This is a genomic window from Actinomadura sp. 7K507 (assembly GCF_004348425.1).
Classification (GTDB): domain Bacteria; phylum Actinomycetota; class Actinomycetes; order Streptosporangiales; family Streptosporangiaceae; genus Spirillospora.
The window spans coordinates 36,547-52,329 of sequence record NZ_SMKK01000005.1; the positions used below are offsets into that span (position 1 = coordinate 36,547).

General features: G+C 72.8%; 14 protein-coding genes. 9 read left to right on the forward strand and 5 right to left on the reverse strand.

Annotation, left to right across the window (positions count from 1 at the left end):
* Positions 1–52: 52 nt before the first annotated feature.
* Positions 53–661: a maleylpyruvate isomerase family mycothiol-dependent enzyme gene (locus E1285_RS02175; RefSeq protein ID WP_132147313.1), complete on the forward strand. Its 609-nt coding sequence runs from the start codon at positions 53–55 to the stop codon at positions 659–661.
* A gap of 68 nt (positions 662–729) precedes the next feature.
* Positions 730–1,644 carry an aminoglycoside phosphotransferase family protein gene (locus E1285_RS02180; protein WP_132147317.1) on the forward strand — a complete coding sequence of 305 codons (915 nt, stop codon included), beginning with the start codon at positions 730–732 and terminating at the stop codon, positions 1,642–1,644.
* Between the two features lie 26 nt (positions 1,645–1,670).
* On the opposite strand, the gene E1285_RS02185 is transcribed toward E1285_RS02180, so the two are convergent.
* A complete protein-coding gene (locus tag E1285_RS02185) occupies positions 1,671–2,075 on the reverse strand; it encodes a DUF3592 domain-containing protein (RefSeq protein WP_132147320.1) in 405 nt (134 codons plus the stop codon).
* A 231-nt stretch (positions 2,076–2,306) separates the two neighbouring features.
* Positions 2,307–3,356 (reverse strand): hypothetical protein, encoded by a 1,050-nt coding sequence (locus tag E1285_RS02190; RefSeq protein WP_132147323.1) that lies wholly within the window; start codon positions 3,354–3,356, stop codon positions 2,307–2,309.
* Between the two features lie 241 nt (positions 3,357–3,597).
* Here E1285_RS02190 and E1285_RS02195 point away from each other — a divergent pair, with 241 nt between their 5' ends.
* The 6 genes from E1285_RS02195 (at position 3,598) to E1285_RS02220 (ending at position 9,908) form a co-directional block, all read left to right on the forward strand.
* Complete coding sequence (locus tag E1285_RS02195; RefSeq protein WP_165966418.1) at positions 3,598–4,503, forward strand: ABC transporter ATP-binding protein; 906 nt, start codon at positions 3,598–3,600, stop codon at positions 4,501–4,503.
* Between the two features lies 1 nt (position 4,504).
* Positions 4,505–5,245, forward strand: a complete 741-nt coding sequence (locus E1285_RS02200; protein WP_132147326.1) for an ABC transporter permease — start codon at positions 4,505–4,507, stop codon at positions 5,243–5,245.
* Between the two features lie 14 nt (positions 5,246–5,259).
* Positions 5,260–6,429, forward strand: coding sequence for a sensor histidine kinase (locus tag E1285_RS02205; protein WP_132147329.1), 1,170 nt, complete (start codon positions 5,260–5,262; stop codon positions 6,427–6,429).
* Positions 6,422–7,051 (forward strand): response regulator transcription factor, encoded by a 630-nt coding sequence (locus E1285_RS02210; protein ID WP_132147332.1) that lies wholly within the window; start codon positions 6,422–6,424, stop codon positions 7,049–7,051. Before E1285_RS02205 ends, E1285_RS02210 begins: the two co-directional genes overlap by 8 nt.
* 43 nt (positions 7,052–7,094) lie before the next feature.
* Complete coding sequence (locus E1285_RS02215) at positions 7,095–8,684, forward strand: alpha/beta hydrolase (RefSeq protein ID WP_207946354.1); 1,590 nt, start codon at positions 7,095–7,097, stop codon at positions 8,682–8,684.
* A 126-nt stretch (positions 8,685–8,810) separates the two neighbouring features.
* Entirely contained in the window at positions 8,811–9,908 is a 1,098-nt protein-coding gene (locus E1285_RS02220) for a winged helix DNA-binding domain-containing protein (RefSeq protein WP_132147335.1), read from the forward strand.
* Positions 9,909–9,968: 60 nt separating this feature from the next.
* Here E1285_RS02220 and E1285_RS02225 read toward each other — a convergent pair whose 3' ends face one another.
* The 3 genes from E1285_RS02225 to E1285_RS02235 form a co-directional block, all read right to left on the reverse strand.
* The gene (locus E1285_RS02225; protein ID WP_132147338.1) at positions 9,969–10,664 is read right to left on the reverse strand and encodes a hypothetical protein; all 696 of its coding nucleotides are present in this window, start codon (positions 10,662–10,664) and stop codon (positions 9,969–9,971) included.
* Between the two features lie 139 nt (positions 10,665–10,803).
* Complete coding sequence (locus tag E1285_RS02230) at positions 10,804–11,853, reverse strand: right-handed parallel beta-helix repeat-containing protein (protein WP_132147341.1); 1,050 nt, start codon at positions 11,851–11,853, stop codon at positions 10,804–10,806.
* Positions 11,854–12,132: 279 nt separating this feature from the next.
* Positions 12,133–12,552, reverse strand: coding sequence for a limonene-1,2-epoxide hydrolase family protein (locus E1285_RS02235; protein ID WP_132147344.1), 420 nt, complete (start codon positions 12,550–12,552; stop codon positions 12,133–12,135).
* Positions 12,553–12,610: 58 nt separating this feature from the next.
* Here E1285_RS02235 and E1285_RS02240 point away from each other — a divergent pair, with 58 nt between their 5' ends.
* The gene (locus E1285_RS02240) at positions 12,611–15,748 is read left to right on the forward strand and encodes a BTAD domain-containing putative transcriptional regulator (RefSeq protein ID WP_132147347.1); all 3,138 of its coding nucleotides are present in this window, start codon (positions 12,611–12,613) and stop codon (positions 15,746–15,748) included.
* The last annotated feature ends 35 nt before the right edge of the window (positions 15,749–15,783 follow it).

Sequence of the window (15,783 nt, forward strand, 5' to 3'; positions counted from 1 at the left end):
CCCGACGCGTCGTACAAGTCGATGAAACCCGACGACGCGGAAGGACAGCCCGATGACGACCTCGGCCCACTTGATCAGCGAGACCCGCGAGGAGCGGAAGCGGCTCGCCGGCCTGCTCGGCGACCTCACGCCGGAGCAGTGGGACATGGCTTCCCTGTGCGACGGCTGGCGGACCCGCGAGGTGGTGGCCCACATGACGATGCCGTTCCGGACCAAGCCGATCGGGATGATGGCAGGGCTTGTCCGGGCCGGGTTCTCGTTCCGCAGGTACGCCGACCGGGACGCCCGGTCGGCGGCCCGGGCGATGAGCGAGGCCGAACTCCTCGACCTTCTCCAGCGCAACATCGACCACCCCTGGCAGCCGCCCGGCGGCGGGCAGGCCGGTGCCCTCAGCCACGACGTCATCCACGGCCTCGACTTCACCGAGCCGCTCGGCCTGCCCCCGGCATCGGCCGACCGGCTCGCCCTGGTCCTGGCATCGAACACGACCCGGCAGCTGAAACACTTCGGGGTCGACCTCGCCGGGAGGAAACTGGCCGCCACCGACTCCGGCGCGGTCGTCGGCGAGGGATCCACCGTCGTGGCGATGACCTCCAAGGACATCCTCCTCGTAATCACCGGACGGCGCTCGCTCGACGAAGCCCGAGACAAGAGCCGGTGACGCCTGGGCAACACCCCTGATCATCGTCTGTCGTGTTGGCGAATCGGGGATGGCTACTGTTGTCCCGCATGACGCATGTCGAGATCGAGATCACCGCGGAGCTGGTGCGGGGTCTGCTGCGCGACCAGCACCCCGACCTGGCCGATCGCCCCGTGAGGCTCGGCGCGCGTGGCTGGGACAACCAGCTGTGGCGAATCGGCGACGACCTCGCCGTCCGGTTGCCCTGGGCGACGCAGTCCGCAGACGAGCTGCTGCGCAAGGAGCACACCTGGGTACCCGGACTCGCCCCTAGCCTTCCGCTGCCGGTTCCCATTCCGCAGCGCCTCGGCGAGCCGTCAGCGCGGTATCCGCGAACCTGGATCGTCACCACGTGGGTGCCGGGCGCGCCTGCCGACCGCGCCCCTATCACGCGTGCTCCGGAGTCGGCCGCCGCGCTCGCCGGCTTCCTCACGGCACTTCACCAAGCCGCCCCCGAGCAAGCGCCCGCCGGTCGGGGCCGCGGAGGGCCGCTGGCCGGTTACTCCGAGGGTTTCGCCGAGCAGCTCGCCCATGCCACCGAGCTGGGACTCGTCCCCGATCCTGACGCCGTCCGCGCGGTCTGGGAGGACGCCGCCGCCGCGCCCGACTGGTCCGGCCCGGCGCTCTGGCTCCACGGCGACCTGCATCCGGCCAACGTCCTCACCGCGGACGGCGCCATCTGCGGGGTGGTCGACTTCGGTGACCTCTTCGCGGGCGACCCGGCCTGCGATCTTGCTGCCGCTTGGATCCTGCTGCCGGACGGCGCCGCCGGCCACTTCCATGGCGCCTACCAGCCGACTCCGGACGCCGCGACGCTGCGCCGTGCCCGCGGATGGGCGGTGCTACGCGCCCTCAGCGGCATCCTCATCGCGGACGCCGGCGTCCACGGCCGGCCCGGCGGCAAGCCCACCTGGGGCCCACCCGCCCATGCCGCAATGCGACGCCTCATCGCGGCCCATCGCTGACCCATCGGCCCAGCGACGGCGCGGGGTCAGAAGCCGAAGGCGCTGAGCGTGCCCGCGACCAGCATGATCGTCGCGAGCACGAGCAGCGCGGAGCCGGCGACGAGCTTGAAGCGGAGGACTTTGGCCAGGTCGGCCTTCTCCGCGGGGTCGGCCGGGTCGTAGAAGACCGGGACCTCCTCCCCTGGGCGCGGCGTCCTCAGGGTGCGCGTGTAGCTGACGGCCTCGACGGAACGGCCTTCGGCGGTCGCGAACTCGAAGATGGCCGTGATCTGCTTGCCGGCGACCTCCGTCGGACCCCGCCTCCGGTACTCGACGACGAGGCCGGTCGCCGCCGTGCCCCGGCGGGCCAGACTCCACCAGTCACGCACCAGCAACCAGCCCAAGGCCAGGAGAATCCCGCTGCAGGCAAGGATGGGTATGAGTGCGTACATGTTCGTCCGTTCGGCGGATCGGGGCGACGGCGTCTCGGAACGTGCAGTGTCTCAGAACGTGCAGGGCGGGACGCAGCGGCTCCATCTTCCCCCATCCCCTGGTCCCGTTCGCATCCCCGACGGGCCGGTCACCCAGTGTTCAAGATGCCGCCGGCGCCGGTCGCGTCCCCACCGCACGGCGTCCGCATCCGGCCATCGGAGGCGGACTTGATCACGCGGGTTCCCGTCCGGTCACGGGAGGTCGGTCATCGCCAGGGGGCCGCCGTCTTCGGCCGTGGCCACCGCGACCATGGCGCCGTTCGTGCCGGGGATCCCGGTGAGGTCGAAGCCGCCGCGATCGGTGTCGCCGAAGCCCGTCCGCGCGAGCGCGGGCATCGGGGTGGACTGCCAGGTCCGGCCGTCGAAGCGGTAGAAGCGGGCGCCGGGCTCGTCGGGGTCGTCGGGGTCGTCGGCCGACCACAGGGCGCCGTCTTCGCCGACGCGATAGCCGCCGGAGGACGGCGGCCTCGGAATCGCCGTCCAGGTGCCGCCGGTACCGAGCATCAACTCGGTCTTGCCGGGACCGCTCAGCAGGGCGCCTTGCGGGCCGGCCGCCAGGAGGAAGGTGTAGCCCTCGGGGACGTCCGCCTCCACCCATGTGTCGCCGTCCCAGCGGGCGATGACGTCCCGGAAGGGCAGGTCGGTGCCCCTGGCCCACAGCTCCGTGTCGCTCACCGGGTGGATCGTGTGGACGTAGAAGTCGGTGTCGTAGGCGGTCCACGTGCCGTTCCGCCATCTGGCCAGGCACCCGTTGGACGCCCAGACGGCGTCGCCGACGGGCGCCACCCGCAGGTTGGTCGCGGACCCGCACGGCTCGGGCGGAGTGACCCGCGACCAGCCGGAGCCGTCCCAGCGGGCCAGGTACGCCCCGTTGTTCTTCTCGCCGGAGAGCCAGACGTCCCCGGAGGCGGAGGACTCCAGATCCCGGACCTTCATGTTCCATAGACCGGGCGGGTTGCGGTTCTCCCAGGAGGAGCCGTTCCACTTGCGGACGATCGCGTTGGAACTGCAGAGCCTCAGTGGGACGCCGCCGGTGATGGGCACTTCCACGCACGCGTGGCCCTCGAACCCGGCCGCCCAGACGTCCTGCGGCCCCCGGGCCGTCACGTCGGTCAGGCCGCTCTGGGGCCAGAGGCCGAAGGGGGCGGGCATCGTCCGCCAGGGGCGCTCGGCGGCGTGGGCGGGGGCCGCCAGCCCGGCGACCAGGGCGGCCGCGGCTCCGATCATCCATGCACGTTTCATGCCGGTGATGGTCCTCGAAGACACACCTCAAGGCTTGTCACAACCACGACAGGAAATGCTGGCAAGTTTGTGCTAGCTCACAAAAACACGTGCGGCGCACCACGAGGCCGCGCTGCGGTCCGGACCTGGCGGGCTCGCATAGCGCAGCGCCGGTCGTAGGGCGGGGTCAACCGATCGGCTGATGGCGGGACGGGCGGCCTGGGCGATGTGGGCGGGAGCCGCCCCCGGCGATGCTTGCGACATGGCGATCATCGAAGTCGACGGCCTCCGCAAGAGCTACGGGGGCCAACCAGTGGTGGACGGCGTCGCGTTCACCGTCGAGGAGGGGGAGATCTTCGGGATCCTCGGCCCCAACGGCGCGGGCAAGACCACGACCGTCGAATGCCTGGAGGGTCTGCGCAAGCCCGACGCCGGCGCCGTCCGCGTGGCCGGCCTCGACCCGCGCGCCGACCGCGCCGCGCTCACCAGGATCCTCGGCGTCCAGCTCCAGGAGAGCGAGCTCCAGGAGAAGCTGACCGTCCGGGAGGCCCTTGAGCTCTACAGCGCGTTCTATCCGGAACCGGCGGAGTGGCGGCAGCTCGCCGAGCGGCTCGGGATCACCGGGAAGCTCACCACCCGTTTCGGCAAGCTGTCCGGCGGCCAGAAGCAGCGCCTCTTCATCGCCCTCGCCCTCATCGGCCGCCCCAGGGTCGTCGTGCTGGACGAGCTGACCACCGGCCTGGACCCGCGCGCCCGCCGCGAGACGTGGAAGCTGATCGAGGAGGTCCGCGACTCCGGCGTCACCGTGCTCCTCGTCACGCACTTCATGGAGGAGGCCCAGCGGCTCTGCGACCGGATCGCGGTGTTCAAGCGGGGCCGCATCGTCGCCCTCGACACCCCCGAGGGGCTGGTCGGCCGCAGCGCCGCCGGCACCGTGATCTCGTTCTCCCCGTCCCGGCCCCTGGACGACGGCGACCTGGCCTACCTGCCCGAGGCCGCGACCATCGAACGCCGCAACGGCCGCCTCACCGTCCAGGGGACCGACACGACCGTCAACGCGGTCATCTCTCTGCTGGCCCGCCACAAGATCACCGCCCACCAGCTGCGGGTCACCGACTCGACGCTGGACGACGCCTTCCTCGAACTCACCGAAGACCGGGAGAACTGACGTGTCCGCATCCACCGCCGTCGTCAGAGCGGAGTTCCGGCTCTTCCTCCGCGAGCCGTTCAGCCTGTTCTGGATCGTCCTGTTCCCCAGCATCCTGCTGGGGATCCTCGGCCTGATCCCCTCGTTCCGGGAGCCGGACCCCGGCCTCGGCGGGAACCGGGTCATCGACGTGTACGTCCCGGTCACCGTGCTGGTCGCCATGATCATGGCCGGGCTCATGGCGCTGCCGCCGGTGCTGTCCGGCTACCGCGAGCACGGCATCCTGCGCCGCATGTCCACGACGCCCGTAAGGCCCGCCTCGCTGCTGGCGGCGCAGATCGTCCTGCACTTCGCGGCCGCCCTGGGGTCGGCGCTGCTGGCCATCGCCGTCGGCCGGGTCGCGTTCGACGTGGCGCTGCCCGGCCACATTCCCGGCTACCTGGCGGTGCTGCTGCTCGGCGCGCTCAGCGCGCTCGCGCTGGGCTCGGCGATCACCGCGGTCACGCGGACCGCCAAGGCCACCAACGTCGCCGGCATGATCGTCGTGTTTCCGACGATGTTCCTGGCGGGCGTCTGGATTCCCGTCCAGGCCATGCCCGACGTGCTGCAGCGCGTCGTGGAGTACTTCCCGTTCGGCGCCGCGTCCCAGGCCCTCGGCCAGGCCAGCGGGGGCGGCTGGCCCGACTGGACGCACCTGGGCGTCATCGCCGCCTGGTCCGCCGTCCTGATCGCCGCCGCCGCGCGCTGGTTCCGCTGGGAATAGGACACCATAGATCCATGGAGACGATTCAGCAGCAGTGGGACCGGTTCTTCCGCTGGGGACCGTTCGGCCTGCTGGCTCTGGCGACCCTCCTGGCGCTGCTGCTGATCCCGGAGATCGGCATGTCGGCCGCGGAGCAGCGGACGGCCGCGACCCTCGTCGTCACCGCCCTCGTCCTGCAGGGCCTCCACGCCACCGGCAAGATCCCGGTCATCGTCTACTACTGGATCCGCACGGTCGTCGCGTTCACCCTGTCCTGGCTGAACCCCTTCTTCTGCGTCTACGCCACGTTCGGGTACTTCGACTCCCACCGCTACCTGACGGCGCGCCCGGCGCGGGCCGGGCTGCTGATCACGGCGGTCATCATGTCCGGCGCCCAGTCGGGCGGCCTCCCACCGTCGGGCGCCGGGCAAGCGGCCATCTTCGGCGGCCTGTTCGTGCTGAACTCGGCGCTGGTCTTCATCATCGGCGGACTGGCCGGCCGGGAGGAGGAGCAGGCCCGCATCCAGGCCGAGAACATCGCCGAACTCGAATCGGCCAACGCCCGGCTGGAACAGGCCCTCGCCGAGAACGCCGCCCTGCACGCCCAGCTCCTCGTCCAGGCCCGTGAAGCCGGCGTCAGCGACGAGCGCCGCCGCCTGGCCGCCGAGATCCACGACACCATCGCGCAGGGCCTGACGGGCGTCATCACCCAGCTGCAGGCCGCCGAGGACAGCGAGCACGTCCGCCGCGCCACCGACCTCGCCCGGGAGAGCCTCCGCGAGGCGCGCCGCTCCGTGCAGGACCTCGCGCCCACCCACCTGGACCACGACACGCTCCCCGAAGCGCTCAAGAAGATCAGCGACGGCAGGGCCCAGCTCACCGTCACCGGAACGGTGGAATCCCTGCACGACGAACTCGAGGCCACGCTCCTGCGCATCGCGCAGGAGGCCCTCACCAACGCCACCCGCCACGCACGCGCGGACCGCATCGGCGTGACCCTCTCCTACATGGACGACGAGGTGGCCCTCGACGTCCGCGACGACGGCCGCGGCTTCACCCGCCCGTCCCGCGGCCCGTCCGGCGGATACGGCCTGACCGCCATGCGCGAACGCGCCGAACGCGTCGCCGGAACCCTGGAGATCGAGTCGGAACCCGGCGGCGGGACGGCCGTCTCCGCCCGCGTACCGTTGATCCGCCATGGCTGACATCACGCTGCTGATCGTCGACGACCATCCCGTCGTCCGGGACGGCCTGCGCGGCATGTTCGCCGCCACCACCGGCTTCGAGGTCCTGGGCGAGGCCGCCGACGGCCGCGAAGGCGTGGCCCTCGCCGAAGAACTGCGGCCCGACGTCGTCCTCATGGACCTGCGCATGCCCGGCGGAGGCGGCGTGGACGCCATCACCGAACTCACCCGCCGCGGCCTGCCCTGCAAGGTCCTCGTCCTCACCACCTACGACACCGAGAGCGACACGATCCCGGCGATCGAGGCCGGCGCCACCGGCTACCTCCTCAAAGACGCCCCCCGCGACGACCTCTTCGACGCCGTCCGCGCCGCCGCCGAAGGCCGCACCGTCCTGTCCCCGGCCATCGCCTCCCGCCTGGTCTCCCGCGTACGCGAGCCCCGCGGCGAGTCCCTGACCATCCGCGAGCTGGAGGTCCTGCGCCTGGTGGCCCGCGGCACCGGCAACCGGGAGATCGCCGCCGAACTCTTCATCAGCGAAGCCACAGTTAAGACCCATCTCACCCATATCTACGCCAAACTGGACGTCAAAGATCGGGCCGCAGCGGTAGCCACGGCCTACGAGAGGCATCTCCTGCCGTCCTAGCCGGAACCGGCGTCCGGGGTGTCAAGGGCAGGGAGACTCGCAGGTGCGTGCGCGGAGCGGGATCTCGCGGCTCGCCATGGCGCCCGCCGCGCTGCGCCGGCGCTCCGCCGCCGGCCTGCTCGCCATCGTGGTCGTGGCCGCGGGGGCCGGGTGCGATGTCGCCGGGGGCGGCCCGGGGCCGTTCCAGGGCGGCGAGGCGACCCGCCGGGTCGAGAAGAAGGCGACGAACCCGCCGCCGGGCCTGCCCGCCGCCTTCACCTCAGGCCAGCGGCTCCGCTGGTCGGCCTGCCCGGCACCGTCCGCGGCCCAGGGGGGCGGTAAGGCCCCGGGGAACGGCTGGGAGTGCGCCACGATGAAGGCGCCGCTGGACTACCGGCGGCCCCGCCGCGCCACGATCGACGTCGCGCTGATCCGGAAAGGGGCCACCGGGCCGGAGCGGGAACGGATCGGGTCGCTCCTCCTCAACTTCGGCGGCCCCGGACGGTCCGGCGTCGTCGGCCTCCCCGAGTTCGCGGACGACTACACCTCGCTGGGCGAGCGCTACGACCTGGTCAGCTTCGACCCGCGGGGGGTCGGTGGGACCGCCCCCGTGAGATGCGGCAAGGACGGGTACGGGGGCGGCGACGCCTGCAAGAAGCACTCCGGGAGGCTCCTGCCCTACGTCGGCACCTCGCACACGGCGCGGGACCTGGACCTCATGCGCTATCTCCTCAGCGACGAGAAGCTGCACTATCTGGGCGTCTCCTACGGCACCTCGCTCGGCGGCGTCTACGCCCACCTGTTCCCGGAGAACGTGGGCAGGCTCGTGCTCGAAGCCCCCGTCGACCCGACCCTTGACCACCTGCTGAGCGACCTCAACCAGGTCAAGGCCGTCCAGCTCGCCTTCGACCGGTTCACCCGGCATTGCGCGGGCGCCTACGACGACTGCCCCACCGGCAGCGACCCCGCGCAGGCCGGCCGGCACGTCGTCCGGCTGCTGGGCAGGCTGGACGAAAAGCCCGCACCGGCCGGCGGCGAGGAACTCGACGGAGGCCTCGCCGCTTCCGCGATCGCGAACTTCCTGGACCTCGGCCGCGAAGGCTGGAGGCCCCTGGCGGACGCGCTCACCGAGGTCATGGAGCGGGGCACCGGGCGCAAGTTGCTGGAGAAGACCAACAGCCACGGCTCCCAGCGCCGCGCCGTGGGTGCGGCCGAGCTCGGCGTCCGCGGCGAGACCTCGGACGGCGACGGCACGTCCGCCTATGTCGCGATCACCTGCGCCGACTCCAACGTGCGGCCCGGCTTCACCGCGTCCGAGGCGATGGTCAAGCGGATCGCGGCGGCCTCCCCCGTCTTCGGGAAGGCCTGGTCCAGGTACGTCTACCTCTGCTCCGACTGGCCGTTCGACGGCGAGCGCGCCAACCCCGACGTCAGCGCGGAGGGCGCCTCTCCGATCCTCGTCGTCGCCAACACCGGCGACCCGACGACGCCGTACGCGGGCGCCAGGCGCATGGCGGCCGAGCTGGGCGCGGGGGTCGGCGTCCTGCTGACCGTGCGGGACGAGGGCCACGGGTCCTACCCCCACAACCGCTGCGCGACCAGGGCGGTCGACGCCTACCTCCTCGATGGCACGCTGCCCCGTGCCGGCTGTTGAGCCGCGATCTCCACCAGCTGAGGTACTAGCATCCGCGGCGTGCGGTCACCGCGGCCGTGTTGCGGCTCGGACGTTCCCGACCGCAGAGGCGGCCCGGATGTCCGACGGACGTGGTGGAGTGGCGGCATGACCGTACTGAACAACCGGGCGCTCAACCGCGCGACGCTCGCCAGGCAGCTGCTGCTCGACCCCGCCGACATGCCTGTTCTCGATGCGGTCGCGCACCTCGGCGGGCTGCAGGCGCAGGAGCCGCAGGAGCCGTTCGTCGGGCTCTGGTCCCGGCTGCGCGCGTTCGCCCCGTCGGCGCTCTCGGACCTGCTGACCGAGCGGCGCGTGGTGCGCACCCACCTGATGCGCCGCACCGTGCACCTGCTCACGGCCGGCGATGTCCTCGCCTGGCGGTTCCGTTTCGACGCCATGTTCCGCCAGCGGGTCCTGGGCATCTACCGCCGCGAACTCGAAACGGTGGATCTCGACGAGCTCGCGGAGGCCGGCCGTAAGGTGATGGCCGGCGGCGAGTCCCGCACCACGAGGGAACTCGCGGAGGCCGTGCAGGGACGCTGGCCGGAGGCGGGAAGGCTCGCACTGGGCGAGATGCTCATCTCGCTGGTCCCCTTGGCGCAGGCCCCGCCGCGCGGGCTGTGGCGCACCAAGGCGGGAGTGCGCCACGTCTCGATCCCCTCGTGGCTCGGCGGTGAGATCGCCCCACTTCCCGAGGACGGATCCGACCCGGTCGGCGAGGCGCTGGTCCGGCGCTACCTGGCCGCGTACGGGCCCGCGGCCTCGGCGGACCTGCGCGCCTGGTGCGGCCTGGCCGGTCTTCCGGCAGCGGTGTCCGCGGTACGCGAGGAGCTGGTCTCCTTCCGCGACGAGCGCGGCCGCGAGCTGCTCGACCTCCCCGGCGCGCCGCGTCCCGACCCCGACACGCCCGCACCGGTGCGGTTCCTCCCGGCGTTCGACAACGCGATCCTCGGCTACCACGACCGCAGCCGCATCATCGACGACGCCGACCGCAACCTCTCGTTCGCCGGCGAGCGCGTCGTCCTGGTGGACGGCAGAGTCGCCGCGACCTGGACGATCGACGACGGCACGGTGGTGGTCACCCCGCTTCAGCGTCTTTCACCCGAGGACCGCACCACCATCACCGAGCATGGGGAGCGGCTGGCGTCGTTCCTCTCCGACGACGAAAGCCAACGCGCACGGATCGCCGCGTCTCCGCATTAGGCGGCACAGGACGCGGCGCGTGTGCACGTCCTCGCCTGCGTTCCGCTCGTGGCGGGCGGGTCAGAGCCAGCCGAGGTCGGTCGGCTGGGGGAAGCCGCGGTGCCAGATGCCCCAGACGGCTAGGGCGACGGCGGCGGGGGCGAACGCGGGGATGAGGATGCGGCCCAGGTGGTGCCGGGTTCGCAGGCCCCACGCGGTGAAGGCGGCGGCGATGATCAGGCCCATGAGGGCGGTGCCGCCTTCGAGGGAGTTGGTGGTCCAGGTGAGGGCGACCGTGAGGGCGAGGACGAGGGCGAGGGGCCACGGCGGGGCGGGGCGGTGCGCGAGGGTGCGGGCGAGGGCGGCGAAGACCAGGGCGAGCCCGGCGTACCAGATGTAGTGGCCGGCGACTTCGTCCCAGAGGTGGACGACGGGGATGCCGGGGGTGTCGTTGCCGACGGAGTTCGCGGCGAGGTGGATGCCGTGTCCTTCGACGTAGGTGATGGCGCCGACGAGGAAGACGATTCCGCTGCGGCGGTCGGCCTGGCCGGTGTGGAGTGCGGCGGCGGCGGTGAGCAGGACGGCGTAGGGGGTGAGGATGTCGACCCAGTCGGCCCACCGGGTGTCGCCCACAGTGCCGAGTCCGGCGAGGCCGAAGCCGATGTGGTGGGTGAGGCCGTAGAAGAGGGCGCAGGCGGCGAGCCAGCGTTCGGGGTGGCGGGCGCGGGCGGCCGGTGCGGCCGGCGCGTCGGCCGGTGTGGCCGGTGTCGACGTCAATGGCCCTCCCCTGGTTCGGCAGAGGTCCATCATGGCGTGGGCGGGCCCGGTGTGCGCGGCGGTTCGGCTCCCGGGCGCCCTTTCTGCGGGAGGCCACGCCGGGTGGATTCCCGGCGTGGCCTCCCCGGCCGGTCCTCGTTCAGCAGAGGCCGCGAGGCGTGGACGTCTTGCAGCGGTTGGCGTGGAAGCGGTTGGTCTTGCTGCCGCTCTTGTCGACCAGGTCGTACGGCGCGTTGCCGCGGACGTGGTTGGCCTTGATGAGGTTGCGCTCGGCGGGGCGGTTCTTCGGCGGAACGCCGCGGTTCAGGACGATGCCGCCCGAGTAGGGCAGCTTGCCCTTGTTCTTCTTGACCACGTTCTTCTGGATGCTGTTGTGGTCGCCGCCGAAGGCCAGGATGCCGGTGCCGTGAAGCGCGGGGACCGGGCCGTGCGCCTTGCACTTGCGGTTGTTCTTCGAGACCTTGTTCTTCCAGATCGCGGTGTTGCCCTGGCCGCCCTTCTGGCCGTCGTCGACCAGGGTGATCCCGGTGCAGTTCCGGACGAAGGTGTTGTCCCACACCTTGACGTTGCGGGCATGCCGGACGAGCAGCCCCATCGCGTTGCCGGAGGCGTGGTTCCCGGTGACGACGGTCCCGTGCGCGTTCGCGATGTCGCCGACGTAGAGGCCGGCGTGCTCACCGGAGTGCACGACCCGGTTGTGCGCGAACTTTCCGCGGGTGGACCGGTACTCCGCGATGCCGTATTCGCCGTTCTTCATGGCCAGGACGTATTCCACCGTCAGCTTGTCGGTGTAGTAGCCGAACACCCCGGTCTCCTTGAAGTTCCGGACGCTCAGCTTCTTGACCGTGACGTCCTTGACCGGGTGCCCGGCGCGGCCGACCGCGCAGATGCCCATTCCGCGCTGCTTGACCTTCGCGCAGTGGTCCTTCTTGCCCGGGCTCAGGACGGTCTTGTTGCCCGCACCGCGGATCGTGAGCGGCTTGCGGACGAGGACTCCCCCGTCGTAGCGGCCCGCCTTGAGCTGGATCACGTCGCCCGGCCGCGCCTTGTCGACGGCCTTCTGGATCGAGTGACCCGGCTTCACCACGTGGACGCGGCCTGGGGCCGACGCCTGGCTCGAAGGCGCGAAGGCCGCGAACCCGGCGATTGCGACGACCGCGCCGAGCGAAGCCGCGAAAGTACGCCTCATCCCATTTCCCCCGTTTCTTGGTTCCCCTTGGGAATTGCCACCCTCTTTTCCGGCGACGCAATTCCTCGATCATCTTGGAACCGCACGGGTAATGCACCCGGTGCCCGAAACGTAAACTTCAGGGAATCACACCGGATTTTGCCGTCTCTTTCGCGAACGCAGACGGGACCGGGGGAACGCCGCCGTCCACCGGACCGGGGTCTGGCGCGTCGGGTACCGGGCCTGCCCGGCGGAAGCGGCGGGCGCGCGTGCCCCGGCCGGTCGCGCGGCGGGGACCGGTTACGTCGTCTTGGGGCGGGGCGAGAGGGCCGACAGGAGGACGCCGCCCAGGCCCTTGGCGGAGGCGGCCAGGACGGTCGTCCAGTCGAAGTAGTCGCGCCAGAGGGTGATGCGGTCGTCCTGCACCTTGAACGTGCCGCACACCCAGAACTCGGCGCGCCACGCACCCGCTTCCAGGACGTCGGTGCGCTCGGTCAGGACGACCGGGCCACTGGAGGCGATGTTGTGGATGCGGGCCTCGAAGCCGGAGCCGTAGCGGCCCATGGCGCGGAGCGTCTTCTCGACGGCGGGGAGGCCGCGCGCGGGCGGCAGCGGGACGTTCTGGTAGACGATCTCGGGGTCGGCGTACGTGAGGGCCCGGTCGATGTCGAGGTCTTCCAGGGCCGAGAGGAAATCGGTGACGGTCTGGATCTCGCTCATGGTGCTCCTCCGGGGTCGGTGGCACCACCGTAGTCGAGGGATACGGGAGAATCGGGTCATGCGTTTCGGCGTCTTGGGGCCCGTCGAGGTCTGCGCGGACGGGGTCGCCGTGCCGGTGGGCGGGCCCAGGGTGCGGGCTCTGCTGGCGATGCTGCTGCTGGACGCCGGACGGGTCGTCGCTCACGAGCGGCTGATCGACGGGCTGTACGGGGACGAGCCGCCGGACGGTGCCGCGAACGCGCTCCAGTCGCAGGTGTCGCGGCTGCGTCGGGGGCTCGGGGACACGGGCCTGGTGGAGGGGCATCCGGCGGGATACCGGATCGCCGTCGATCCGGACGACGTCGATGTCCACCGGTTCGGGCTGCTGGCGGCCGGCGGGCGCGAGGCCCTGGCGGCCGGGGAGTTCGCGCGGGCGGCCGGGCTGTTCAGGGAGGCGCTCGCGCTCTGGCGCGGGCCCGCGCTGGCGGACCTGGGGGCGCCGTTCGCCGGGCCGCAGGTGGCTCGGCTGGACGAGGAGCGGGCCTCGGTCGTCGAGGAGTACGGCGACGCCGCGGTCAAGGACGGCGACGCCGGCGCGGTCGTTCCGGCGCTGCGGGAGCTGGTGGACGCGCAGCCGCTGCGGGAGCGGGCGCGCGCGACGCTGATGCGGGCGCTGCACGCGGAAGGGCGGCAGGCGGAGGCGCTCGCGGTGTTCGAGGAGGGCCGCCGGATCCTGGCCGACGAGCTGGGCGCCGATCCTTCGCGGGAGCTCGCGGACGTGCATGTGGCGATCCTGCGGGGTGAAGGCGGCGAAACCGTCCGGCCCAGGCTGCCGGCGCAGCTCACCAGCTTCGTGGGTCGCGAGACCGAGCTGCGGCGGGTCGGGAAGATGCTCGCGGCCGGGCGGCTCGTCACGCTGCTCGGGCCCGGTGGCGCGGGCAAGACCCGGCTGGCGGTCGAGGCGGCGCGGCGGGAGGACGGCGAGGTCTGCTTCGTCGATCTGGCGCCGGTCGATCCGGGTGACGTGCCCAAGGCGCTGCTCGGTGCGCTCGGGCTCCGGGCGGCGGGGGTGCGGCCGGTGCCCGGCCTGCCGGCGGACACCGAGGAGCGGCTGATCACCGGGCTGGAGGGGCGGCGGCTGCTGCTCGTCCTGGACAACTGCGAGCACGTCGTGGCGGCCGTCGCGGCGCTCACGCACCGGCTGCTGCGCGCCTGCCCGGGGCTGCGGGTGCTGGCGACCAGCCGGGAGTCGCTCGGGATCACCGGTGAGGCGCTGTGGCCGGTGCCGCCGCTGGAACCGCCGCCGGACGGCGCGACGGAGGCGGAGCTCGCCGCGTATCCGGCGGTGCGGCTGTTCCTCGACCGGGCCGAGGCGGTCCGGCCGGACTTCGTGATGGAGGGCGACGCCGTCGGGCGGATCTGCCGGGCCCTCGACGGGCTGCCGCTGGCGATCGAGCTGGCGGCGGCGCGGCTGCGGTCGCTCCCGGTCGCGCAGGTCGCGACGCGGCTGGACGACCGGTTCCGGCTGCTGTCGCGCGGCGACCGCACGGCCGCGCCCCGGCACCAGACGCTGCGGGCGGTCGTCGAGTGGAGCTGGGACCTGCTGGACGAGGCGGAGCGGACGCTCGCGCGGCGGCTCACCGTCTTCTCCGGCGGGTTCACGCTGGAGGCGGCCATGGGCGTCTGCGACCTCGGCGACACCGACGACACCGACGAGCTGGTCGCCGGGCTGGCCGACAAGTCCCTGCTGCAGGCCGGCGGCGACCGGTACCGGATGCTCGACACCGTCCGCGCGTTCTGCGCGGAGCGGCTCGCCGAGGCCGGTGAGACGGAGCGGTTCGAGGAGGCGCACGCGCGGTACTTCCTCGGCCTGGCACGCGAAGCCGACCCCCGGCTGCGCGGCGCCGCACAGCTCGAATGGCTCGGGGTGCTCGCCGCCGAGCACGGGAACCTGCACGCGGCGCTGCGCCGGTCCGTCCGCCGGGATCCGGCGACGGCGCTGCGGCTGACCGCGTCGCTGACGTGGTACTGGCTGCTGAGGGGACGCATCGAGGGCGCGTCGCTGGCGTCCGAGCTGCTGGACGTCGTCGGCGAGCCGCCGGAGGGGCTGTACGAGGAGTACGCCCTGTGCGCCACCAACGCGGTGTCGGGCGGCGTCACCGGTGAGCGGGCGGCCGGGTGGCTCGACCGGGCGACCGTGCTGCTGCGCCGCGTGGAGGGCCCGCTGAGGTACCCGGCCACCCTCGTGATGCTGGCGATGATCTCCGGGCCCGCCGCCGACTACGGCTTCTTCGCCGGCCTGGACACCGCCGGCCAGGACGCCGCCGGCCAGACCGGCGCCGTCCAGACCGGCGACGACCCGTGGACGAAGGCGCTGCTCAGCATGGGCGCCGGGTTCCTCGCCCAGATCCACTACGACCTGGCGGACGCGGAGGAGGCGTGCGCCGAGGCCGTCCGGGGGTTCCGGGCCTGCGGTGACCGCTGGGGCACGGCCAGCTCGCTGGACGCGCTCGCCCAGGTGGCCGACCTGCGCGGCGACCGGGACCGGGCACTCGCGCTTCAGGAGGAGGCGCTGGAGCTGGTGGAGCAGCTCGGCGCGCTGGAGGACACCGCCGACCTGCTCTACCAGCGCGCCCTCACGCATCTGCACGGCGGTGACCTGGACGCGGCGCACGCCGGGTACGAGCGCGGCCTGGAGCCGGCCCGGCGCGCGGGCGCCCCCGAGAAGATCGCCGGCGGGTACCAGGGGCTCGGCGAGGTGGCCCGGCTGCGCGGCGACGCCGCCGGGGCGCGGCGGTTGTACGAGACGGCGCTGGCCCGGTGCACCTCCGAGCGTTTCACCGCCGCCGAGGTGCGGGGCTCCGCGCTCGTCGGGCTGGCCCGGCTGGCGGCCGCCGAGGGCGACCGCGGACGCGCGCTGGACCTGTTCCACGAGGCGCTGGACGCGTCGTCCGACCGCCCGATCCACGCCTACCAGGCGATCGCGGCCATCGGGCTGGCCGATGTGGCGGTCGCGGAGGGCGACGGCGAGCGGGCGGCGCGGCTGCTGGGCTTCGCGGCGGCGCTGCGGCGCGGCCGGATCCCCGGCGACCCGGACGCCGGGCGGGTCGCGGCCGCCGCCCGCGCGCTGCTCGGCGGCGCGGCGTACGAGGCGGTGTTCGCCGAAGCGGCCGCGCTCCCCCGCCCGCGGGCCTTCGCGCTGCTGACGCACCGCTGACCGGTGCCGGCGGCGCCGTCAGCCGGCGGTGCGCG

Bases quoted from the DNA above. Each gene is read 5' to 3' on its own strand.
- E1285_RS02190 (WP_132147323.1), bottom strand. From the start codon at position 3,356: ATGAAACGTGCATGGATGATCGGAGCCGCGGCCGCCCTGGTCGCCGGG.
- E1285_RS02175 (WP_132147313.1), top strand. From the start codon at position 53: ATGACGACCTCGGCCCACTTGATCAGCGAGACCCGCGAGGAGCGGAAG.
- E1285_RS02230 (WP_132147341.1), bottom strand. From the start codon at position 11,853: ATGAGGCGTACTTTCGCGGCTTCGCTCGGCGCGGTCGTCGCAATCGCC.
- E1285_RS02235 (WP_132147344.1), bottom strand. From the start codon at position 12,552: ATGAGCGAGATCCAGACCGTCACCGATTTCCTCTCGGCCCTGGAAGAC.
- E1285_RS02185 (WP_132147320.1), bottom strand. From the start codon at position 2,075: ATGTACGCACTCATACCCATCCTTGCCTGCAGCGGGATTCTCCTGGCC.
- E1285_RS02240 (WP_132147347.1), top strand. From the start codon at position 12,611: ATGCGTTTCGGCGTCTTGGGGCCCGTCGAGGTCTGCGCGGACGGGGTC.
- E1285_RS02180 (WP_132147317.1), top strand. From the start codon at position 730: ATGACGCATGTCGAGATCGAGATCACCGCGGAGCTGGTGCGGGGTCTG.
- E1285_RS02210 (WP_132147332.1), top strand. From the start codon at position 6,422: ATGGCTGACATCACGCTGCTGATCGTCGACGACCATCCCGTCGTCCGG.
- E1285_RS02220 (WP_132147335.1), top strand. From the start codon at position 8,811: ATGACCGTACTGAACAACCGGGCGCTCAACCGCGCGACGCTCGCCAGG.
- E1285_RS02205 (WP_132147329.1), top strand. From the start codon at position 5,260: ATGGAGACGATTCAGCAGCAGTGGGACCGGTTCTTCCGCTGGGGACCG.
- E1285_RS02195 (WP_165966418.1), top strand. From the start codon at position 3,598: ATGGCGATCATCGAAGTCGACGGCCTCCGCAAGAGCTACGGGGGCCAA.